The organism is Rhodohalobacter sp. SW132, assembly GCF_003390325.1.
Taxonomy (GTDB): Bacteria; Bacteroidota; Rhodothermia; order Balneolales; family Balneolaceae; genus SW132.
In genome coordinates this window covers 271,574-295,909 of sequence record NZ_QUOK01000002.1, presented here as the reverse complement: position 1 = coordinate 295,909, position 24,336 = coordinate 271,574, and the positions used below count along the sequence as shown (strand labels likewise).

General features: G+C 44.6%; 9 protein-coding genes and 1 pseudogene. 4 read left to right on the top strand and 6 right to left on the bottom strand.

What is annotated here, in order from left to right; translation table 11 throughout:
* The first annotated feature begins 38 nt into the window (after positions 1 to 38).
* On the top strand, positions 39 to 3,473 hold the full coding sequence (locus DYD21_RS05850) for a CotH kinase family protein (protein WP_116033994.1): 3,435 nt from the start codon (positions 39 to 41) through the stop codon (positions 3,471 to 3,473).
* Between the two features lie 293 nt (positions 3,474 to 3,766).
* On the opposite strand, the gene DYD21_RS05845 is transcribed toward DYD21_RS05850, so the two are convergent.
* The gene (locus tag DYD21_RS05845) at positions 3,767 to 5,404 is read right to left on the bottom strand and encodes a T9SS type A sorting domain-containing protein (protein WP_116033991.1); all 1,638 of its coding nucleotides are present in this window, start codon (positions 5,402 to 5,404) and stop codon (positions 3,767 to 3,769) included.
* 403 nt (positions 5,405 to 5,807) lie between these two features.
* Between DYD21_RS05845 and DYD21_RS05840 the strand changes: the two genes are divergently transcribed.
* The 3 genes and pseudogenes from DYD21_RS05840 to DYD21_RS05830 all read left to right on the top strand — a co-directional run bounded on the left by DYD21_RS05840 (position 5,808) and on the right by DYD21_RS05830 (position 10,941).
* Positions 5,808 to 7,442: a glycoside hydrolase 43 family protein gene (locus tag DYD21_RS05840; RefSeq protein ID WP_116034598.1), complete on the top strand. Its 1,635-nt coding sequence runs from the start codon at positions 5,808 to 5,810 to the stop codon at positions 7,440 to 7,442.
* Between the two features lie 127 nt (positions 7,443 to 7,569).
* Positions 7,570 to 8,421 (top strand): annotated as a pseudogene (locus DYD21_RS05835) (alpha/beta hydrolase); the annotation flags it as partial.
* Positions 8,422 to 8,460: 39 nt separating this feature from the next.
* Entirely contained in the window at positions 8,461 to 10,941 is a 2,481-nt protein-coding gene (locus tag DYD21_RS05830; protein ID WP_116033989.1) for an endo-1,4-beta-xylanase, read from the top strand.
* 97 nt (positions 10,942 to 11,038) lie between these two features.
* Here the strand turns inward: DYD21_RS05830 and DYD21_RS05825 are convergent, their stop codons facing one another.
* The 5 genes from DYD21_RS05825 to DYD21_RS05805 all read right to left on the bottom strand — a co-directional run bounded on the left by DYD21_RS05825 (position 11,039) and on the right by DYD21_RS05805 (position 24,205).
* The gene (locus DYD21_RS05825; protein WP_116033986.1) at positions 11,039 to 13,318 is read right to left on the bottom strand and encodes a family 43 glycosylhydrolase; all 2,280 of its coding nucleotides are present in this window, start codon (positions 13,316 to 13,318) and stop codon (positions 11,039 to 11,041) included.
* 105 nt (positions 13,319 to 13,423) lie between these two features.
* The gene (locus tag DYD21_RS05820) at positions 13,424 to 15,181 is read right to left on the bottom strand and encodes a hypothetical protein (protein ID WP_116033984.1); all 1,758 of its coding nucleotides are present in this window, start codon (positions 15,179 to 15,181) and stop codon (positions 13,424 to 13,426) included.
* 117 nt (positions 15,182 to 15,298) lie between these two features.
* A complete protein-coding gene (locus DYD21_RS05815) occupies positions 15,299 to 17,131 on the bottom strand; it encodes a T9SS type A sorting domain-containing protein (protein ID WP_116033982.1) in 1,833 nt (610 codons plus the stop codon).
* Positions 17,132 to 17,231: 100 nt separating this feature from the next.
* Entirely contained in the window at positions 17,232 to 20,192 is a 2,961-nt protein-coding gene (locus tag DYD21_RS05810; protein WP_116033979.1) for a TonB-dependent receptor, read from the bottom strand.
* Positions 20,193 to 20,680: 488 nt separating this feature from the next.
* Complete coding sequence (locus DYD21_RS05805; protein ID WP_116033977.1) at positions 20,681 to 24,205, bottom strand: endo-1,4-beta-xylanase; 3,525 nt, start codon at positions 24,203 to 24,205, stop codon at positions 20,681 to 20,683.
* Between the last annotated feature and the right edge of the window lie 131 nt (positions 24,206 to 24,336).

The following is a 24,336-nucleotide window of genomic DNA, read 5'->3' as shown; positions in this document are numbered from 1 at the left end:
TTTCCTATGCTTTGGGCAAATGTAATGAACGATTTTTCATGAAGATCTCTGCCGGTGCAATTTATAAAACGCTACTCTGCCTCTCTTTCCTGTTCGTGGCCTCAATTTTTCTGGAACCCGGTCAGGTTTCAGCCCAGCAACTCTTTCTGAATGAAATTCTCGCCTCCAACGGGTGGGGCATTACTGATGAAGATGGCGATAACGAAGATTGGATCGAACTCTACTACGCCGGGGACCAGCCGCTGAACCTGGAAGGTTTTGGCTTGTCTGATGATTATGACCGCCCGTTCCGATGGGAATTTCCAGATTTGACAATCCAGCCGGGGGAGTTTCTGCTGGTTTGGGCATCCGGAAAAGATCGCAGTGATCCAGAAGATGAGTTACATACAAATTTCAGTATCGCTTCAGCCGGTGAAGAGGTACTGCTGACCACACCAAATGGCGAGCGGATCGATGAACTGGAACCCACTGAAATCCCCACTGACATCAGCCTGGGCCGCTACCCCGACGGCACCGGTGACTGGTATTTCTATGACCACCCCACCCCGGGCGAACCCAACGGAGATGACGGCTACCGGGATATTCTCGACCCTATTGAATTTTCGCACACCGGCGGTTTTTATGATACACCTTTTGAACTCACCCTCTCCCACCCCGACCCGGATGTAACTATCTATTATACACTGGACGGGTCGGAGCCGGATCCTGAAAAAGTGGGCGGTCAAACCTATTCCTACATGGATCGTTACCGGCCCTCCGGCGATTTGCAAGAACGCAGTTACGAAACCCTGATATATGAACCCGGCTCAACTTTAACAATTGATGACAGATCCGATGAGCCGAATTATCTAAGCCGTAAACAAACTACATATGAATCAAATGAACATCCCTATTATTTTCCTGATGACCCGATCTTCAAAGGTACGGCTGTTCGTGCTGTCGCGGTAAAGAATGGCTATTCCTCACCGAAACCGGATACTCACACCTACTTTGTAACCGATCAACCCGAAGAACGTTACACCCTGCCGGTGATCTCTCTATCCATCCAGGAGGATTACCTGTTCGATTATGAAACGGGAATGTATGTGCCGGGTAAAATTTATGACGATGTGAACCCGATGTACAATAGTCATCATGCGGTGGCCAACTATAACCAGCGTGGAATCGAGTGGGAGCGCCCCGCTTCGATGGAGATATTTGAACCTGGTGTAACAGAGCGTGTTTTCAACCAGGATTTGGGTGTTCGGCTGCATGGCGGATCAAGCCGGTCATTCCCGATAAAATCATTCCGCCTCTATGCCCGCAATCAGTATGGAGATAATCGGTTTTATCATCAAATGATCCCCGACAACCCCTACAACGAGTACAACCGGCTGATTTTGCGCAACAGTGGAAACGACTGGGATAATATGATGATCCGCGACCCAATGATTCAGAATATGGTGGGTCACATGAATTTCGATACGCAGGCGTATCAGCCGTACATCGTGTTTATTAACGGTGAATACTGGGGAATTCTGAGCATGAGAGAGCGATATGATAAACATTACCTGGAGCGGGTTCACGGTGCTGATCCAGAAAACATCGACCTGCTCAGCGGCAGTTCTACCATTAAGGAAGGCGATGATCTTCACTATACGCAGATGTGGAATTACATGGAAGAGAATGATATAGCCCAAGACCATCACTACGAAGATATTCAAACCCGGATGGATACAGATAACTTTATCGATTATCAAATTGCACAGATCTTTGTTGGGAATACCGACTGGCCCGGCAATAACATCGACTACTGGCGATATCGAACGGACAGTTACAATCCGGATGCACCCGGTCAGCTCGACGGAAGATGGCGATGGCTGTTATTTGATACCGATTTTGGATTCAGCCGCTTCGGCGAAGGCGCCCATCATAATACCCTGGAATTTGCCGCCTACCCCGACGGGGATTCATGGCCAAACCCATCCTGGTCAACATTTATATTTCGATCTTTGCTGGAGAATGAGAGATTCCGGAATGATTTCATCACGCGGTATCTGGATCAGTTAAACAGCGGATTCAGAACAGACTGGATCGTTCGTGTTATTCGTGAGATGACGGATCGAATTCAGCCTGAAATTGCAGAGCATCACGAGCGGTGGAGCAGGCCCTGGGGCGGACTCAGCGATTGGGAAGGCCGGATTGAAGCTAACCTGGTTAACTACGCAGAACAACGTCCGGGCTACGCTCGCCAGCATCTGTTCGACTTTTTTGAAATTGAAAACGAGCATGACATAACCGTTGATATCTCGAACCCCGCCGAAGGGTTTGTTCATGTGAACACGATCGCCATCAGCGGGGAGACGCCGGGGATCGGCCCGGAGCCGTATCCGTGGACCGGAACCTATTTTGAGGGGATTCCCGTCACGCTGAAAGCCGAGCCCCTGCCCGGCTATCGGTTCTCCCACTGGGAAGGGATCGACGCCGAATCTCACCTGACGGAGTTCAGCCATAATCTCACATCTCCCCTATCGGTAACCGCCGTGTTTGAAGAAGACCCCAACGCCAACCTCTTCCCTGTTGCACACCGGCTGAGCGACAGCTCCTATCAATTTGATGAGTGGCCGGCCGATGCCGAGGCTGGAAGTTATCCCGACAACATGGCGTTTGTGTATATGGATGAGCGCGATCCGGAGCTGACGGCACAGGTTGCAGGCTTTACCGATGGCGTGTACGATTTAGATTCACGCACCCGGATCAACGGACTGGGTCAAGACGGATTTGCGTTCATCAACACCGGAAACGAGGATGGAAACCCCGGCTATCCCGGCACCACCCTCGGCGGGGCAATACTGGCTCTTGACACGCAGGAGATGAAAAACATCTCCGTACACTGGCAGGGCAGCACCATTCGCCCAAATTCAAGAGTGTACAACCTGCAGCTGCAGTACCGAATCGGAAACGAGGGTGAGTTCCAGGATTTACTGACTGAAGATGGTGATCCGGTGGAATATGAACGAAACGATGAAGAGGGCCACAGCGAATGGATCGGGCCGGTGACACTGCCGCAAGAGGCTGAGAACAAAGCGTACGTACAACTTCTGTGGCGGTATTACTACACCGGGGAGCGGCTGGATGAAGAGAGCGGTCAGCGCTCCAAAATGGCGGTAACGTCCATCAGCGTGGATGGTGAAACTGCAATCGATATCGAGCCGGGTACGGAACTGCCCCGAGAAGTGCAGCTCGACCAAAACTACCCCAATCCATTCAACCCTGTGACGGTAATCGGATACCAGCTTCCGGTTCAAAGTGATGTGCGCCTTGAAATATTTGATATGCTCGGCCGTCGCGTTGCCGTTCTTATGGATGGCCCGGTTCAGTCAGGCCACCACCAGGCTACATTCGATGCCTCTGGTCTCTCCAGCGGCGTTTACGTTTATCGCCTTACGGCCGGAGACGACGTCCAAACCCGGCAGATGGTGCTGGTGAAATAAGTTCAAGGACCTGCAAGAGTAACGAACGAAGAGAGGTTCCTGGCAGAGCCCGCAGGACTTTAACTGTGACCTGCAAGACCACGATCCGTCGGCTGACGGAGAGCTGCTGGCAGAGTTACAACTGGTTTTGTAAGGGCTGCATCGAGTTCCTCGCCTCGAAATACACAACTCTTGCAGGAACTACGCTGCGCTTCGTACTCTGCCAGGTTGTTCAATTAGGCTTAGAAAAGATCTGCAAAGTCTTTTTGAGACATTGCAGATCTGATGTGTTTTTAACCAAAAATTTTCACCTCCTACTTTATCAGCGTCATCTTTCGGGTCAGCACCCTGTCACCGGCCTGCAATCGATAGATATAAATGCCGCTGGATAGATTTGTAGCATCAAAAGAGATCCGGTGATCACCTGCGGTTTGTATTCCGTTTGTTAATGTAGCCACTTCACGTCCCGTCATATCAAACACTTTCAGCGTTATGTTTCCGGCTTCAGTTAATCGATAATGAATCGTCGTGGACGGGTTAAACGGGTTGGGATAGTTTTGCCGCAGCTGCACGGAATTCGGCCGGTTCCTGTTTTCATCAATCTTATTTGAAACAGCCTGAACCTCATCTCCTACAAACGTGGTGACCGATCTTGCCGGTATGGTGGCCGTAAAGGATCTGCCATCCGGATCAAGATCGGGATTTTCAAGCTGTTCCAGGTTCTGAGTTAAACTGGTTTGAAATTGCCTGATTTGTGATGGTGCCGAATCCTGGAACGTAAACGTGTACTCCCTGTCGGAATTCTCACCATTTACCGCAATTACGACCAATTGAGACGAATCCATATCTTTATACGCAGTGGCTGAAAACTGAGTAAATCCAACATCAAAAGGAACACTCGCATGTACACGATGATATCCCGGACGAACAAAGCGAGAGAAGTGTGCAAAGGCGTATCCTCTTTTTAAGATTTCGCCATTTTCCGTTCCCTCATCCCCATCACCGATAAACGAATAGTATCTCTGCAGATACCACCAGATGTAGGCGTTCCAGTTATTCCTCATAGATCGCTGCATGGAACTGAGCATTGTTAGGGTTTCATCCCATACTTCCTCTTCACTGTAGGAACTCCATGGATCAGCGCCCGTATTTCCCGTTCCGAGGTTAAGAAGATATTCTGTCATCCAGATCTCTTTGCCTTTTTGCTCAGCAAGCGGATATCGGAAGTTTCCGCCTCCATAAATGTGGCCGCCCAGAATATCCACTTGTGCGGCAGCAAGGGAATCATTCAGAATAGGATCCGACATCTCCCTTAGAAACTGAAAGGATTCAGGCGCGATAATTCTGGGGCCGATCGAATCTCCGTGATCACGCAGAAATGTAATCATCTCTTCGGGTGTCCAGTCGCAGGACTCATAACTCACCTGAATATCGGGCTCATTCTGGATCGAAATTCCGTAAAGCGGTACCCCGTTCTCTTCCATAAAATCTGCAAAACGGTTCAGATGATCCGCATAATCGGCATAGGCATCCGGTCGAAGGCTCCCTCCTATCAACTCGTTGTTTGTTTTCATTTCCGCAGGCGGGCTCCACGGGGATGCAATTACTTTAACGCCCATATCGTAGGCCATTTGTGCCGTGGGTAGATTATCTCCCCATTGATTCTCGTCTGGCGAGATCCGTATCCGAAGGATCGACATCCCAAGCTGGCCATCTTCCATACCAAAGGCGTTTTCCACATCCCCGGGCGTCATATCCGGCCACCATCCTACGATGTTTGCGGCACCAAAACCGCGAATGATTTGCGCAGTACTGTCTGCATAAATAATAACATTTTGTTCACTTTGTGCCTGAGCGGGAGATTGATTCAAAAATGAAATCAGAAGACAGATTATAAATGTGCCGGACATCTTAAAAAATGTGAGGGCTTTGTTTGTAGCAGGTATGTTCATTTTTCACCATTGAATTTTGTGGGCATAAATTACTATCAACCCGTTTCAGTTTTTAATAAATACCCCGAGTGATTATAAAAGTATTGAGGTAAGGTTTTTTTAGAGGTCTGAACTGTATCCACGCTTTGTTTCGGAAGTTATTCATTCAGAAGATTATGAGTACGGTTAATCCAACTATCTGTTCATCGAATTAAGAGTGCAATTCTCTAAAATTATTTTAAGAAATATCGAAAATTAGTGGAATATTTTTTGTTTTTAATAAGTGTTATTAATACACTTTCACTAAGGTATTCTAATATTTTTTTATATAAAAACGGAAGCGCTTTTTTTAACATTTTTTCGAGCAGGGTTTGATTTAAACAGAGAACTAAAGGAACCATTAAAATCCACTTGTTTTATGGCCATGAGAGATACGAACAAAGTATATGAGATTTCATTAGTGAGTATATGCTCCTTTCTACTCGCGTCCCTATTTATTCAACCGGAAATTTATGCACAAACTGACGAATCAGCCCCTCAAAATCCTGTAATCTGGGCGGATGTACCGGACCCTTCCGTTATTCGTGTTGATGATACCTATTACATGAGCAGCACTACAATGCACATGAATCCGGGTGTTCCGATCATGAAATCCACAGACCTCGTCAATTGGAAAATTGTGAATTACGTTTATGACATTTTAGCTGAAAATGATGCCTCTAAACTGCTAAATGGTGAAAATACGTATGGCCGCGGTTCCTGGGCAAGCAGTCTTAAATACCATGAAGGAACTTTTTACCTGGTCACGTTTTCCTATACCACAAACAAAACCTACATCTTTCAAACGGATGATATTGAATCTGGCTCATGGGACAGACATACAATGGATACGGTTTATCATGACCCCTCTCTCTTTTTTGAAAATGGGCGTGCCTACCTGATATACGATACGAGCGATATTAGAATCATAGAGCTCACTGCCGATGTCACCGCCATCAAAGAAGATGGTATGGACCAGATATTAATACCTGAAGCAGATGCAATTGCAGGGGATGATTTTATTGTTCCCGCCGAAGGTGCTCATCTTCAGAAAATTGACGGCATGTACTATGTCTCGCTCATCACATGGCCGCAGGAAAGCATGCGTACCCAATTGATTTATCGCTCCGACTCATTATTCGGAGAATATAACGGAAAAATTGCCTTACAGGATCAGGGAATAGCACAGGGTGGCTTAATCGACACCCCTGAAGGTGATTGGTACGCTTTTTTGTTTCAGGATAACGGAGCAGTCGGACGAACACCTTATCTGGTGCCTATTCGGTGGAATGATGGGTGGCCCCTGTTTGGCGATAACGGAACCGCTCCGTTGCATCTTGATATCGATACGGAAGTACGTGGGATTTCAGGGATTGTGGCATCCGATGAGTTTGTTGTGCCCGCTGAAGAAAATGAAAACAGATCGATGGATTCAGTTCTAAACGGGCTTCCCCTGGTCTGGCAGTGGAATCACAACCCGGTTGAAGAGTACTGGTCACTGACCGACCGGCCCGGTTATCTCAGGCTTACAAACGGTGCTGTAGATTCAGGATTCCTTGACACTAAGAATACTCTCACTCAGCGAACCTTTGGCCCCGAATGTACAGGCACCGTTCGAATAGATATCAGCAACATGAAAAATGGTGATTATGCAGGCCTCGGTGCCCTCCAGGAAAACTATGGGTTTATTGGAATAGCCATGGACGATGATCAAAAATATCTTGTGATGGCTAAAGGTGATTCGGACTCTTATGATGAAAAGGAGCGAATTTTGATAGATGAGGATCACGTGTATTTGAAAATTTCATTCAATTTTAAAGACAGAATTGACGAAGCATTTTTCTTTTACAGCCTGGATGGCGATATCTGGAACCCGGCGGGAGAACTGCTGAATATGGCTTACACTCTGCCCCATTTTATGGGGTACCGTTTTGCACTCTTTAGCTACGCAACCGAAAATACTGGCGGATATGTGGATTTTGACTATTTCAGGGTGAACAACACCCTGTTTACGCCATAGCAGACTGTCTTAGTTTTACCCGAAGAACATCACCAATTTTCTCGCAAGAAATATCTCAGCTTTAAATATCCGGTACTGTTGTCCGCTTCAGTATTTAAACACTAAAATGAAATAAATAATCCAGATGATGAATAAAGATAAAGTGAACCTAACATCTATTTTTACTTTTATAATCCTTTTGTTTCTGTTTGGCGATTATGCTTATTCACAGCAGTCCATTGAACAGGCACCGGAAGGTTTTGATGTAGAAACTGCCAACATCGGGCGGGGCGTAATTGAAACCGTGGAGTATGAATCAGAAACGGTGGGAACAAAAAGGAAAGCAAATATTTACACACCCCCCGGATATTCCGAAAATCAGCAATATCCGGTTCTCTATTTACTGCATGGTATTGGAGGTGATGAAGAAGAGTGGCTGAATAACGCGAAACCTCAGATTATTCTCGACAACCTTTACGCCGAAGGCGAACTGGAGCCTATGATTGTAGTGATGCCAAACGGACGAGCAATGGAAGATGACCGCGCCATCGGGAATCCTTTCGAACAAGAGAAAATAGAGGCATTTGCACGCTTTGAACAGGATCTGCTCACCGACCTCATTCCTTTTGTTGAGGAAACCTACCCCGTTATCCAGGATCGTGAGTATCGTGCACTGGCCGGGCTGTCAATGGGAGGCGGTCAATCTTTAAATTTTGGTCTTGGCAATCTTGATATGTTTGCATGGGTGGGTGGATTTTCTTCGGCACCAAACACAAAAGAACCTGAAGAGCTGCTTCCCAATCCGGATGCTGCAAAAGAGAAGTTAAACCTGCTATGGATTTCCTGTGGAGTTGATGATAATCTGCTCCATGTAAGCAGGCGTACCCATGAGTATTTAGAAGAACATCAGGTACCCCATATCTATTATGAAGAACCGGGCGACCATGATTTCGATGTTTGGAAAAATGATCTTTATCTCTTCTCGAAACTTTTATTTAAATCATAATAAAAATCATCATAATCAAAAAATCATTGCTCAATGGAACATATATATAGATACAAATTTACAAAAGTCACTCTTTGTTTTGTGTTGGGATTGTTGCTGGTATCGATTAGCGGTATCTCCGAAAAAATTTATGCCCAGCAGGACGTAATCGTAAATACGAATGGCAGTTTCGAACTGTCTGAGGTAACCACATCCGGGGATACAGCCGCTGTTGAAGGGTGGCAATTCTTTGTACTGGATGATGGCGCAGCTGGCACTTACGCAATTGTTGATAGTGTCACTAAAGATGGAAACCGGGCCCTGGCTGTTACCGTTGAAAGTACAGGTTCCGAAGAGTATAGTCTTGGCGCTGTAAACGAAGGCGTTCCTGTTATTGGAGGGTTGACGTATACCGTATCTTTATGGGCAAAATCGTCAGAAGCAGGTGGCACAGCAAACTTCACCGTTCACGACCCTAACAATAACTTTATGGAACTTGGTCGGGTAGGAAGCAATGATGTATCGCTGACTACAGAATGGCAGGAGTTTAGTTTTAATTTTACAGCACCCAACGGAGCCGATACGCTCCGCGCTCCAATGCATTTCAGTTTTGAAGAGAATATTGGAAAAACTATCTATTTAGATAGTGTAAGTATCACCCATCCGAAGATTATTGGAATTCCATTGGTTTTTGATGCCGAATCAGGTGAATTGGGAAGCGAATGGATTACAGATACCGATGCCGATGATGGAAGCACATATGTTGAAATTACAACAGATATAAGCGAAACATCCGGCTCCGGAACATTTCCCGGGGAAAACCGAACCATTACCTACGAAATCACCTTCCCTGATACCGGAAATTACGATCTTTTTGCAAGGGTATACGTTGGCTCCCAATCCTTTGACGATGACAGCTGGTTCACTCCACGTGGATTTGGCGAGAAATCACCTGATAATCCGGATGACTGGCAGGCAATAAACGGGCTTGCAGCTGCTGGTTTTAATATGCCGGATGATGTAGTAAGAGAAGCGGGCGGCCTCGGGTCTGAAGTCTGGAAGTGGGTGAATTTCACGAAAAACGGTTATCAAAGTGCACCTGCGGATACGTTTATTGTAGATGATCCCGAAAACCTAACCTATACCTTTCAAATTGGTGCAAGCGAGGACGGATTCAGAATTGATAAAATTGCCTTTGGCCTCTCCGATTTTTACTACACTGTAGAAAATCTGGATAATGGCGAAGCTGGTTCACCGATCCCTCCCATTTCGCCTGTTGAACCCCAGGACCCGATCGCTCAGGGTAAAGAGAAATGGCTGGGGAACATCTACAGTCCTGCACAAACAGAAAACTTCGAATACTACTGGAACCAGGTAACGGCTGAAAATGCCGGTAAATGGGGCAGCGTAGAAGGAACCCGTGGCAATTATAATTGGGGAGCGCTTGATGCCTCCTATAATCTTGCCAGAGACAATGGGTTTCCCTACCGATTTCACATCCTAACTTGGGGTGGACAACAACCTGGCTGGATTAACGATCTGAGCACAGAAGAGCAGCTTGTAGCTATCGAAGAGTGGTATGATGCCGTTGCTGAGCGATATCCAGACATGGAATATGTGGAAGTGGTCAATGAGGGCTGCTGTGGTCACCAATTACCAGACGGACAAAGCGGTTCTGCCAACTATATTGAAGCTTTGGGCGGAACCGGTGAAACCGGACATGACTGGATCATTACGGCTTTTGAAATGGCCCGAGAGCGATTCCCCAACAGTAAGCTAATGATCAATGATTATAATATCGTAAGCAGTCATACCTGGAATACCCAAAACGCTGCAAATTACAGACAAATTATAGATGACCTGATAGATCGGGACTTAATTGATGTGATTGGCGTTCAGGCCCATGGATTCTCAACTGTGGGAACTCGTGCTCAAATGACATCCGTACTGGATCTGCTGGCTGAGACCGGTTTACCAATTCAAGCCACAGAAATGGATATCGATGGATATCCGAGTGGTACTGAAGCACAATCTGATCAGGTACAACTTGAAAATATGCAGCGCATTTTCCCAACTTTCTGGGAGCACCCTGCAGTGGAAGGTGTTACGTTCTGGGGATGGAGACCCGGATTGTGGCGACAAGATCAGGATGCATTCCTGGTTCGAAACAACGGCGAGGAACGGCCGGCCCTCGAATGGCTGAGAGCTTATGTTGATACAGCAAATGTTGAACTGAACGTCAGCACTGAAGATATCACCGATACACAACCTCAAAAATTCGATTTAAAAAACAACTATCCAAACCCGTTTAACCCGGCAACTACGATTTCATACACGCTTCCGGCTGCAACCGATGTTACACTGCACGTGTATGATGTAACGGGCAGACGAATTCAAACACTTGTAAATAGTCGGCAAACGGCAGGAAGCCATACCATACGGTTTGATGCGTCAAATTTATCAACCGGAATCTATTTTTATGAAATCCGAGCCGGAAATTACAGAGATGTTAAAAAGATGACGTTAATCAAATAACCTACTCTTTCTACTATATAAACAGATAAAATTGAACATAAAAAAAGCCCGACTGGCAAATGCCAGTCGGGCTTTTCATATTCATATTGAAGCACTTCTATTTGATGAGCATCATTTTCCTGGTTTGTACTCTCTCCCCTGCCTGCAGGCGGTAGATATACATCCCGCTGGTAAGATTTGATGCATCAAATGTAACCCTGTGTTCACCGGAAGAAACCATGCCGTCAACCAGTGTCGCCACTTCACGGCCAAGCATATCAAATACTTTCAGTGAAACCTGATCACCTGCCGGTAATTGATATGTAATGACAGTTGAAGGATTAAAAGGATTTGGATAATTCTGCTGAAGCCTGAACTCTCTTGGATTCGTTCCGTCTGCTATACTCTCACTGGAAGTAGTTATCTCAGTGGAAAACGATAAGCTTTGCAATCTGAAAAGTTCAGGAACACCATCAGATCCTGTAAAGCGCAGATACACATCATGGCTGCCCGTGATATCTCTTGCAGTAGGCGCACTGAAGGTCGAATAGCTGGCGTTGCTCCCGGTATCTTCAATCTGAACTTCAGCAATCATTTCACCGTTTTCGATGCCGCCAAGCCAAACCTCAGCAACACCGCCGTGGCCATTGCTGGAAGCTGTGAGGTTAATCTGTCTTGCAGATTTCTGGTAATCCACACCGGAGTTCGATGGAGAAGATGTACCAAATTGAACACCGGCATACATCGCCCAGTCCCCATTACTAATTGAGCCAAGGAAGGAACCTGAGCCTGATGGACGGGCACCCGAGTAGTTTGCAGGTTTTCTTCCCATAATTTCCGTATAAGCATCACGATATACGTAGAGATCGAAAAATGCCGCTTTTCCTTCTACAAATAATCCTTGCTGATTGCCGGTAAAATCATTGAAATCATTCTGATGACGTCCCAACTCAATAGCATTGATCTCCTCACCGATCTGGGTCCAGCTATCCCCGTCATCACTGAAATAGCCCGATACCGTGTGATCATTACGGATCAATTTCAGCCATACAGCAGAACCCACCGTATTTTCCACTTCATAAACGGTGTCATCAAAACGAAATCCAAGAATTGGATCGCCTTGTGCATTGGCTGAGCTGTATACTCTGACCGATAGATTCTGTGGCCCGTTGATGATCCATAAACCGGCCTGATCGGAATCCGCATCGGGCTCAAAATCAACACGTGTGATAGCTGAGTATTGATGTTCGCCATCATTCTGTATCAGACTTGTGTAGTTGTTATGGGGTTCAAGTCTCACCCAGCCTGCGCGGTCAGATAAAGAGATCATTCCATCCGGAGTATATCCTAAAACGGACCATGCAGGGTTTAACCTGGCCGTATTGAACATATCAGATTTCGGCACCATCCATGGAATATTGTTTATGTTCGGCAGATTGGGTGCGTCTGTTTCGTGAGAAGGCGGAAATTCAATTCGGGGCCAGCCGTCTTCGTACGTAATTTCATGGAGCAGACCTTGCCTTCCCTGGGCCTGCCAGTTGTTGTTTGTGTGATAGCTGTGGCCGATCGCCCAGCTTGTACCATCATCCAGAGTTACAGCCGGTGAAATATGATTGGGACGATCGAATGTACCCCTTGAGCCGTAGTACATGTTACCACTCATAATTTCCCAATCATCGGGATTATCGGTTAAGGTATCACTACGCATCACGTACTGCTCACCCACCAGATGTTCAGCGAAACTGTAGTAATAAAAGTCATTATGTTTCCACATTACGGGTCCCTCAGCCCATCCATACGGAAGACCTTCATCATCGGGATTCAACCAGGTAAGATCGAGAAATTCGCCTGTCGGCTGACCATTTTCTCCTAACTCAATCATGTGATTATTTTCGTGCCCTGCTTTTGTTAACAGGTACCACTTTCCGGTTTCTTCATCTATAAATATTGAGTTATCCACACCATATGGCGGTAGATTTCCGAAACGCTGGAGTTCAACCGGATCACTCCAGCCGGCTGTAGGTGCATTTGCAGTTACAAAATACATGTTCCCTCCTCCACGGCCGAAATAGTGCCAGTATTTTCCGTGATGATAAACTGTATGGCCGCCCCAGGCACCTCCGCCCGGCTGATCGCCATAGGTAGACCAGGATGCTTTTACAGGCTGAGCGATGGCTTCCCAGTGCACAAGGTCGGTTGAGCGATAGATTTTTGGAGTAGGATTAAACGAAGAGCCGGATGAGTAAAAATAATTCCCGATTTTGGTAAGAGTTGGATCAGGGTGATCTCCCGGTATGATCGGGTTGATAAATGTTTTACCGGATTGTGAATAGACAAGCATTGGTAAACAGATCAGCAATACTATACTTAATAAGCAGATTGTAACTATTTTTTTCATAGAACTTGATTGTTGATTTAGAAATAGGGCTCTTTTCTTTGTTAATCAATTGAGAAATTGAAATGTAAATCTGTCCTTTTTTGAAATATATTTACCTGAATAATCTCAAAGTTCAGCTATATTCCGCTGCAGGTTATCTTTATAGATCGTAACCGGATACCGATCCCAGAGATCAGCCTTAACCTGGCTTAAAATTTCTTTTCTGTGATATTCACGGAACATTCTGTCAATGCGGTTTTCAACATCCGCAATTTCAAGAATTCTTTCCTCTTCTCTGTTCGCGCTTTTTATGATTGCAAACTGTTGTCCATGTTGGTCGTGAGTAAATTCAACTGGTCCATCTACTTCACCCTGATCAATACTGAATGCTGCTTCGCCCAGGTATGGGGTTTCCCTTCTCATAAAAGACTCAATATTGCCTTCTCTGTTTATGATGAAAGTTCGTACAGAATAGCCGGATTCAAGATTTTCAAACTCTGCCCCGTTTTGGTATCGTGACCATGCGGCTTCGGCTTCATCCCTGGTGTCATAAAAATGCACGAAGAGATTTACCTTTGCGGGTTCCCAAAAGAGTGAGTCACGATTGGTTTCATAAAATTCTGCAATACGTTCATCGGTTGCTTCAGGAATTTGTGATTCAATGATTTCACGATCATAAATCTGAATTATGCGACTCCTCAATGCCGGATTCTGACGATTTGCATTTAAGATGTTTTCATCAAGTCCCATCTCACGGGCTTTTTTTACGATAGCGTCTTTCTGAACGGCTTCAACTAAAAAGTTTTTCATTTGTTCGGTGTTCATTCCCCTTGACCGCTGAGGAATCAGAATGGTATCCAGTATTCTAAGGTAGTCGCTGAGATAAACCGTTGAATTGTTATAGGAAAGAATTTCAATATCCCGATCGGCTGAAATTTCATCTTGTATCACGGTTTGATATTGTTCAGTAAAAAACTCGGGCTGAGCAGACCATGTTGTAAGTTTCTCCAATGCCTCCTCATTCCAATCTGCATTTTCTTTATTTACGATACGGTTTTTATCATTTTCAAATTCTACATATATATCGTTGTAATGAATATTCCTTAGGTTGCGAAGTATATCATTTCTTACATTTTCAAGCGGTGGTGCATCGATCCGGTCAACTCTGTCAATATGAACCACAAGCAGCGAAGCACCGGTATCCAGAACTTTTACATCGCCTTCATTTAAGTTATATAGTTGAGAAAACAACGGCGTTGTTCTGTCCCGATCACCGCGAAGTACACGGGTTCCACTTTGAGTTCCTGCAATTCTGTCTTCTCTGGAATAGAGGTTCATTAACCGGCTAAAATCTTCACCCTCTGAAATCGCATCAAGTATATCCTCTATGACATCATCCAGTTCTTGTCTTGATTCAGCCGACTGGGACTGAACAGGAAGAACAATCTGGCTGAATTGAATCTCTTTCTGCATCCCCTGGTAGTAGCGATTGATTGACGTTTCGTTGATATAGTCAGACAGGTATTGTTCCTCAAAATATACATTCTCTAAATCTTCATTTATGATCCTTGCCAATTCATATTCCAGATCAGGATCACGGTGCATCTCTTTTTCAAAAAAATCAACGAACATTAAATGATTTGTAACCAGGTAATCAATTGCCTCTTCATATCCTTTAAATTCACTATCAGGGTACCGGGCACCAAATTCATGATTTGAGTAAAATGTTTGGATATACGGAAAATAAAGGGAGTAATCATCATCAACAGATACGATGATATGCTCATTTACTGGTTCATTTTCAGCATTGCAGGATAACAAAAAAAGTGCGGAAATTGCGGTTAAATAGAGAGCCGGCTTTAGAATTGAAAAGGAAAATTTCATGTGCTTCCTGAACATTTATTTCTGCTGTGTGATGTATTCAATAATATAAAAAAAGCCCCGATTATGAATTATAATCGGGGCAATAAACATATCATGCTAACGGAAGAAATCAGACAATTATTTGATAAGTGTCATCTTTCCTGTCAACATTTGATTTCCTGCAGTGAGTTGGTAGAAGTAAATACCACTGCTTAAGTTGCTTGCATTGAAACGTACATTGTGTGTACCGGATTGTTGCACGTTATTGTCAACAAGGGTAGCCACTTTTCGTCCGGTCGCATCAAACACCTCAAGAGTAACTTCCTGAGTTTGAGCAAGTGTATACTCAATTACAGTTGATGGGTTAAACGGATTCGGATAGTTTTGTTTCAACTCAATCGTAGTTGGGCGATCCTGAACAACAGACTCGGTAGAAACGGGGATATTCCCTGTGTTCAGAGCTTCACCTAATTGGGCATACTCATCATCACGCAACGCTACCCATTGAGCTTTATAGTCTGGAAACCAGTTAAGATCACCAATTGGAAAACGATTCAGGCCACCTGCATTGTAATAATCCGTATTGGAATACGAAAGGTCCGCTGCTACTGGCCAGTCAAAGTTGAAGAAGTTCTGTCCTTCTCCGGTTTGTGCTTCATTGCCAGGAGTTCTCCACTTGGCCATCAGAGTCGTGTTTCCGGGGCCGGCAGTATTAATTGCCCACTCAATTACATCATCCAGTGCAGTAGTCATTAATCCACCGTGATCGGTAAACTGAGGGTCACCAGCCATCACCCAGTTTGCTTCGTTAATGTACGGATACCGATCATTATCGTCGAAAATCTCCTGGGTTCTGCTATTCATTGTAATCATCTGAGTCATCCATTGTCCACCCTCCTGGCATTCGGATTCTCCTTCATCCCCGGGGCAGGGAACGTTTTCAGCATTCAGGGTTTCGACTATGGTATCCAGCTGATCATCCCAGAATACACCGTTATGAGCAACCAGTACTTTACGTTCATTGTCTGCAACATCACTTCCATCCGGCAGGTGATTCAGGTTGATGATCCCATGCGGTAAAAAGTCCTGATCGGTTTCGTTAACATCCAAACCCGGATAATACGCCTGTACATTACTATTTACAAACAGGTTATGAGTAACGGTTAAGTTGTGCTCATATCCAATACTTGTGAAAAGCTGACCTGACGCATTTACAAATGTATTTCTGTTAAAAACAGCGGAGTCAGGGGCGTGATTCCTGAATTTATACATCATACCGGCAGCATGAAGGTGGGTTGAGTTTTCAACCAAAAGCTTTCGAAGCGGCTCGTTTTCACTGTCGTAAATACCACCATTTCTGCGGACGGCTAATCCGGTCATGTTCAGAAAGTAACTGTCGCGAATCGTAAGGCTGTTATTTTCACCATTATTAGACTGAATGAAGGTCCAGGAATTATGTTCCATCAGAACATTTTCGAAGGTTACATCAAGGTTATTACCGGTCATTTCAAAAGCAAACCATTCTTCTGTACCGTCAGATGCACCTACGTGAACCGCTACATTCTTAAGTTCGAAGTCGCTTTGGACACCCAGAAAGTTGAAACCCTGCGGGCTTCCTTCAGCATCTACAGTTCCTGCAATTCGTGGCGGGCGGTCTCCTCCTTCAGTTACGATGGAACCCATCTGTTCGCCAACTATACGGGTTTTACGATCAGTCGGAAGATTGTAGGGCCCCCGGTCTTGCAAATAAGAGTTTCCTCTTTTAAGTTCATACACCCTTCCTTCAGGTGCATCCACGTCTAAATCCATGGCATCGATTAGTGAGTTTGGTTCTCCCAAATCGTTAATACTTTTAATGACTAGTGTGTCGCCGCGCACTTCATCCACAAAATCCATAAGAGTTTGTGCATGAATAGCATTGTACATACCGGCCATACTCATAAACAGTAATAGTAGTAGTGCTTTTTTCATGTTTGGTTCACCTGTGTTCTTTTTGATTTGATTTATTGATCGGTTGTTTTGTCTTGTGGTAGCTTAGTTTGGGTTGATTGGTTAGGGTTGATTGATGTCGTTAAAAACTGTATCTGATACCGAGCTCAAATCTTCTCGGATTGTAATTAAAGGCGCTTAAATTAGACAATACCTCTCCGTCGGACTCTCTTCGGAATTCCCGGAAATTTTCAGTGGGAGAATGAGTTATATTCATGCCATTCAGGAACAGACTCAAGCCTTCTAACGGTAGTTGCTGACGGATTGTAAAATCCCATCCATAGATGTTTCCGGTAAAAGTATCCAGCTCAGGGCGTGTCGCGAGACCTGTTAATACATCAGCCTGCATTCTGAAGGAGATCCGTCCGGAAAAACCTCTGTAGTCGGAGCCAAGTGCCACATTCACAATATGGTTCCCCTGCTGTTCGAGTCGCCCGCTTCTTGCGGTGTCTTGTTCAACGAGTATTGGCTGGAAATCGATTGGGTCAAAACCCTGTCGAACATTTCTAATTTGTCTGTAATCCATTTCAGACCAGGTTCTCGTATAGTTCACATTTAATACCATTGAATCGAGTGGCCTTGGCAGATACCAAAATATGGTTTGCCATTCAAACTCAAGTCCGTACACATGTGCAGGATTTGGGTTGTTACTAAACGTGGTGATTAAATCTGTTTCGCGTGCTCTTGGCAGTCCTGAATCCTCACTGGGCCAAACAATGTTTTCGGGTAAATTTCTTCGCTGGAATTGATTCGAAAGAATAACACCATCAACATGCTTGTAAAATCCACCAACTGTAAAGAGTCCTATTCTATTTTCGTATATAGATAGATACGCATCATAATTATTAGATACTGTCGGTTCAAGAGTTGGGTTACCTGCATCTCCAGTGCCACCATCGCTGGCAATAAAGATAGATGGCATTAACTGATTGTAGTTCGGCCGGGAAAGAGTTCGTGTATAAGCAAGACGCAAATCCAGCCAATCTGTAAATTTATATCTTAACTGTAGATTCGGGAGAAAATGATCTACACTCCGGTTTGCGGTATTCAGAGTATCAAGCTCAGGATTGGTCAGGTCAGTTTGGCCTTGCCCTGTAAACTGAGTTTGAAGAACAAAGCTGCCCTCATAATCCATATTAAAGTGTTCGTACCGTGCACCAAAAAGCAGGGAAAGGCGAGATCCGATATCCAAATCAGCCATAACATATGCAGCAGAAAGGGTTTCATTTGCATCATAGTCAAACCGCCGGGAATCCGGTACGTGTGGTGAACCCCAGCCTGTAGGAGCAAGAGTCATATACTGATCCATATAGTCTGATCGTATCACCTGATTGAGCCTGTAATCACCCTGCAGGAAATAAGACCCCCGACCGGTGGGGTATACCTGATCCTGAAAATCAGTAAAACGCAATGCAGAATTAGGGTTTGATACACCTATGCTGCTAAGAAAATCAGCTGCAGCGGCATTATTACTGCCTTCAGAAAGCCTGGCAAAATAGCGTGTCACATCATTTTCCCGGGAAAGGTAATTTACTTTTGCACCCGTTTTAAAATCACCACTAATGTTCCTTGTAATCTGTACGGGGACCGTAACATTTAGGTTTGCAACAATTTGCCTCTCCTGAAAATATTCATCCCGGGTTGAACCGTTGCCAGCCGTCATTGCAGAAAATCTATCTTCATCAAATGTGATATCATAGATATCTGCTGGTGTTAGCTGACGTCTTTGTGATTCCCCAAAGGATGGAAATGCATTACTTATAGGAAACTCTATAGCATATCTAAGGCCGGTCTCTTTTTGACTTGCAGAGTGAGATACGCCAAAATCTACTTTAAAGATGTCGAAATCACTTTCAACCTGTAGTGCGTTTACCAGCAGATGACGATTGTTGTTATCCCTTTCAGCACGCACCTGTCGCCCGCCATTGCCAAGAAGCAAATGGTCGAAATGGCTAAATTGATCCAATTCAGTATACGCGTAGGTGTTCTGCAATTTAATCGAGCCTGTTGGAATTCTGTAATCCATCAGTACGCTACCGCCATACTCTTCCGTTACGCTGATATTATCACGAAATGTAAATTCCGACATTCCATAGGGAGCAAGCCCATACCCTGGATCGGAACCCAATCGTTCCCATGTAGCGCTTGCAGATTCCCCCCCGCCATCAAAACGCCGAGCATTTCCCTGCACAAAAACGCCGAGTCTGTTTTCAAAAAAACGATTGCTTACACTGGCCCATGTTTGATAGTTACGGGATGTTTGATCCTGGGTGTTATATGTACCCTGTAGCATCACATCCGAATTGACTCCCTCAGGTGCTTCCTGAAGTCTCAAATTCACAACACCTCCAAGTGAATTTGCATCCATATCGGGGCGCAGAGCCTTTGTTACCTCAATTCCTGCAAGCATGTTCGATGAGATAAATCCGAGGTTCGTAGAACGATCTCCGTCACTTGTACTCGGTAATGAAACACCGTTCACCATTACCTGGTTATATCTTGCCTGCATTCCACGAATAACAACTTTATCCCCATCCTGAAGAGAAATTCCGGGGAGTCGACTCAAAGCTGTGGCTGCATTGTCGTCGGGCAATTCACGAATTTTGTCAGCCGATACCACGTTCGTTATAGAACGTGAGCTAATTTGCTCATTAATTGCACTTCGCTGTCCTCTTGCCTGAGTGGTAACAACTACCTCCGCACCTTCAAGTGCCATCTCCTGCATTACGAAATCGACCTCGAGCGTTTCGCCTGCTGTTACCTCAATTTCTTCAACAATCCTTTGATAACCTATATATGTTACAACAAGGTTATGAGTTCCGGCAGGCACTCTCCTTATAACATATTCACCAGATACATTTGTTGCGGTTCCCTGACTGCTGCCTTCAATCATCAGGTTTACTCCAATGAGTGTTTCTCCTGTAACTGCATCAGTTACTGTACCTCTTATATCACCGGTATCTTGCCCAAATGATGCGGTACTAAAAAGAGCAAATACCAATAGAAAAAGTATGTAAATAATTTCTGTAAACTTTTTTGCCATGATGATCTGTTTAGGTTAAAATCACTAGCGCTAAAAAGCGCTTTCATCCTTTATTGAATATATCAAATGGAAAGTATTAATGAAATGTTTTTTGAGCAATATATGAGATATTTTGAGCAAATTTTGCTCATCGTACATATGAGGCCGTTGTTTTCTATGATTTAAACAATATTGAAATGCGATCCGTGATTTTTGATATGTTAATTAATTGTTAATTATGATTTTACAAGAGACAGATATTTCATAGAAATCCCTCTATTTGACCATTAGTTCAACCTGGCATAAGACTTTTATTTAATATTAAATGAAATGAATTGATTTTTTTGCAAGAATCATGGCTATGATCAGGTGATTTCCCTCACTGTATTACGCATTTTTGAGAATAAAAAATGATTCTGTGTTCTTATTATTTGGCCAATAAAAAAGCCCATTCCGTACCAGGGAACAGGCTTTCATCACAACATAGAATTACTGGATTTTGCGCAACTTTATTTAACCAGCATCATTTGTTTTACATCTACAAAAGAGTCCGTTTGTATTCTATAGAAATACACACCAGATGACAAGTTAGACGCATCAAATGTGAGTGTGTATGTACCGGGTGATTGCTGCGTGTTAACAAGTGTCTGCACTTGTCGTCCCAGCACATCATATACCCGAACGGATACGTCAGAGGTACGGGCAATATCATACCGTATCTGTGTTGTTGGGTTAAACGGATTCGGGTAGTTGTCGTAGAGTCTAAACTGCATAGGAGACTCTCCTTCTACTATTTCATTTGAAACACTTAGATCCGTTTCTTCAACATATTCTCTGAGCCATGTAAGAGCGGGCCGTTCAACACCTGAGCTTCTGATAAGAAAAGCATCCTGATCCTGACGCCAGAGTCCGGGCCTCCAGCCCCAGAACGTTACACCCTCTACTGCCGGATGCTCCCAGAATGCCGGAAATATGCGTTGCATATTTTCAAGCTGCGCCTGATCCGACTCCTCATTTGATTCACCCGGCGCTCCATCGATATCCATTTCAGTAGCCTGAATTGGCAAGCCCGTCTCAGCTAAATAATCTAATGAATTGATTATTTGTTCTGTTGATCCCATTGTAGAGAATGCATGGGCCTGAACACCTATTACATCAATTAAGTCCCGTTCCATAAGGTCCTCAATGATATTGCGATAATTCACGGCATTATTAGAGCACCAGCTGACGGAATGACTACATACAATATTATAATCATTGATCATTAGTTTGCTTTCTGGAAATCGATCACGCGCCATTTCAAAAGCAGTGATAATCCAGTCGTGGCCGGTATCACCGGTTCCGCCTAAAGCTTCAATGTAATTGGCACTTCCGCTTTGTCCGTCCGGTAATTGGTGCCCGTTAGAACCTTCATTTACCACTTCCACATATTCCATGTCTGGATATCGCTCAGCAACAGCATCATACCACTCTTCGATGGCTACAAGTTGTTCTTCTGTGCTCAGATCGTTAATCCAGTCAGGCTGCTGTCCACCCCAGGTAAGGATATGAAAACGGTATGGGAAACCATTGTCTTTAGCAAGATTGTAAGAAGCATCAAGCTCAGTCCAGTTGTAATTACCCCGGCTACTTTCAACACTTCCCCATTTACCGGCGTTTTCAGCGGTAACCTGGTTCCAGTACACTTCGAAATCCTCAATCTGAGAACTGCTGTAAATGTTCCCCAGCCATTTTTCTTTGCCATCGGCAATTGGAGCGGTATGAACAGGTATATCACGCGGATCGGTATCTGAACCGGCTTCCATGTTGTCCAGGTTGGCAACCGTGAAATAAAGATCAGACTTACCGAAAGCAAACTTATCGATCTCCTGACCATCTTCACGGGCACCAATCTGGAATATTTTGGTAAGATCGCCTTCTACAGTAAAGGTTTGAGTAGTATCCCCCTGAAATGCATTGCGGGAAACATTTACCCATTTCCAAACTTCGCTGCCGAGGCCCCCTGCATCACGAACGACTGCATCCGGATCATCATACCCTGCGGCGGCAAGGCCATTCACATTAAACCAGTCTTCCGCATTTGACGGATCTTTTTCACCAAAACCATGTGGTTCAAAAAAGCTGTCGTCATCAAAATTTCCTGCCCCTACCCGTACCCGAGCGTACAGGTCGTAATCCCCTTCTGCAGGAAATGAAACAGTATATGATGCGGTACGATTTTCACCGGGATATGCAGCTGAGCCGGTTGTCTCATTAAAATCGGTTGTTATTACGATGTAGGTTGTGCCGCCATCTTCAAGAACTTCCCATTCATCGCCTAACTCACCTGATTCAGCCTCAACAATTACAGGTACCCGCTGCTGGGCTTCTCCGACACCAATTTTCTCAACCTGGAGATTGTCAATAAGAATTGTAGCTTCATCATTCACTGCAGAATTGAATTCGATGCCAGCTCTCATACCGTGGGTAGCATTGTTGGCTGTTACCGTGTGTTCAAAAGTAAACTCTTGCCACTCATCTGTCAGACTCAATTCGGGTGTGTCCCATCCACGGGCTCGTTCCCACCCTCCACTTTCCGGCATACCAAGGTAAAACCTTGCAATCCGATCATCAGTATCGGCTTTCAGTGATACCGTCATTCGAAGGATATCACCCTCAAGAACATGAATGGGTTCGTTTACCACTTCATTTTCATACCAGTTTGTATTTCCTGTATGGTTAACATTGAATTCCAATGCACGCCCATCTTCATCGGCAGCATCGTCTACTACTGCAACCTGCGAACCAGCATTTGCAGTAACGGTCCAGGAAACCGGTTCCGTTTCGCCTAACTCTGAATGCTGAAAACTACCATTGTAATTAATGATGTCCCCAATCGCGTGAGGAGGATTCGGAGCTAATGATTCGTCATCTTCACCGTTTTCGCCATTGTCACCGTTGTCATCTGCTTCTTCAACCTTCTCTACCAGCAGGTAATCTATGTAAAGGATATCTCCATTGGCATGCGTAGCAGCTCCAAGGTGAATACCGACTTGAAATAATCTATCTGCATCTCCAGTAAATGGTGACAGCTCAATTACTTCCCATTCACCACTCGAAATATCTCTGCCGTAAACTGCAGGCAGATCTCCCTCTGCATCCACGCTTACCGATCCGGCTGAACCTCCGCCGGCATTGTCATATTTTATCCGAGCGGTTATTATATACTCTTCACCTTCTTCCATGGGAACATCTACATGCAGCGGCTGGATATTCCATGGATTCTCCGCTCCTTCAATATTCGTAATTGTTGCCTGAAGGATTCTATTATCAGCATTGTCCGGATCAGCAATCACTTCATAGTCAGCAAGATCACTGCCTTCCAAAACCCAGTTTGTAATCCCGGTTGTTTGACCAATTTCAGCACCGGTAAAATCTCCATTTACATTTACAATTTCTGTGACAGGATCGGTATCATTATCACCATTACCATTGTCATCCGATTCATGGTGAACTACCTGGATGTCATCGATATAAAAAACATATTCGTCGGCATTGTTCTCATGAGCGAAGTGAATAGCAATGAGACGTTCCCCGTCATTATCTTCCGTAGGAGTAAATACTCCGGTTTCAAGCGTATGCCATTCACCACCGGTTATTTGCTGCCCCCATAGCTGGCCGCCGTCACCGGCATCAAGCTGAATAGTACCATCCTGATCACCACGAACTCTGAACGATACCTGATAATCTTCGCCTTCAGTAAACATAGTGCCGGTATTCATTGCTTGTACAGCCCAGGCATTGATACCGTCAATATCAGTGAGGGTTACCTGAAGTACAAGATTGTTTGGATCATCCGGATCAGTAACAACTTCGAAATCAGCATGATCTGTGCCTTCAAGCAGCCAGTTGGTTATCTCATCAGTCTGACCTTCCGTAGCATCGGAAAAATCACCGTTTTGATTGATAACCGTTTGCGAAAATGCACTGGTGGAGAAAGCCACCAGAAACATCAACATAAACAGACTCGTTGTAATGGTAGATTTTATGTTCATATGAATTGCATTCTAAGTGAGTATTTAAGGGTGTTACCTAAAGGTTATTTCTGCTGTGATTGAACGGCAGTATTTTTTCCTTTTACGGGCTAAATTGGACTGAACTGCTTTAGGGATATACCTCAGAAATA

Excerpts from the sequence above, each read along its gene's own strand:
- DYD21_RS05850 (WP_116033994.1), top strand. The coding sequence starts at position 39 with ATGAAGATCTCTGCCGGTGCAATTTATAAAACGCTACTCTGCCTCTCT.
- DYD21_RS05815 (WP_116033982.1), bottom strand. The coding sequence starts at position 17,131 with ATGAAAAAAGCACTACTACTATTACTGTTTATGAGTATGGCCGGTATG.
- DYD21_RS05810 (WP_116033979.1), bottom strand. The coding sequence starts at position 20,192 with ATGGCAAAAAAGTTTACAGAAATTATTTACATACTTTTTCTATTGGTA.
- DYD21_RS05845 (WP_116033991.1), bottom strand. The coding sequence starts at position 5,404 with ATGAACATACCTGCTACAAACAAAGCCCTCACATTTTTTAAGATGTCC.
- DYD21_RS05830 (WP_116033989.1), top strand. The coding sequence starts at position 8,461 with ATGGAACATATATATAGATACAAATTTACAAAAGTCACTCTTTGTTTT.
- DYD21_RS05840 (WP_116034598.1), top strand. The coding sequence starts at position 5,808 with ATGAGAGATACGAACAAAGTATATGAGATTTCATTAGTGAGTATATGC.
- DYD21_RS05825 (WP_116033986.1), bottom strand. The coding sequence starts at position 13,318 with ATGAAAAAAATAGTTACAATCTGCTTATTAAGTATAGTATTGCTGATC.
- DYD21_RS05805 (WP_116033977.1), bottom strand. The coding sequence starts at position 24,205 with ATGAACATAAAATCTACCATTACAACGAGTCTGTTTATGTTGATGTTT.
- DYD21_RS05820 (WP_116033984.1), bottom strand. The coding sequence starts at position 15,181 with ATGAAATTTTCCTTTTCAATTCTAAAGCCGGCTCTCTATTTAACCGCA.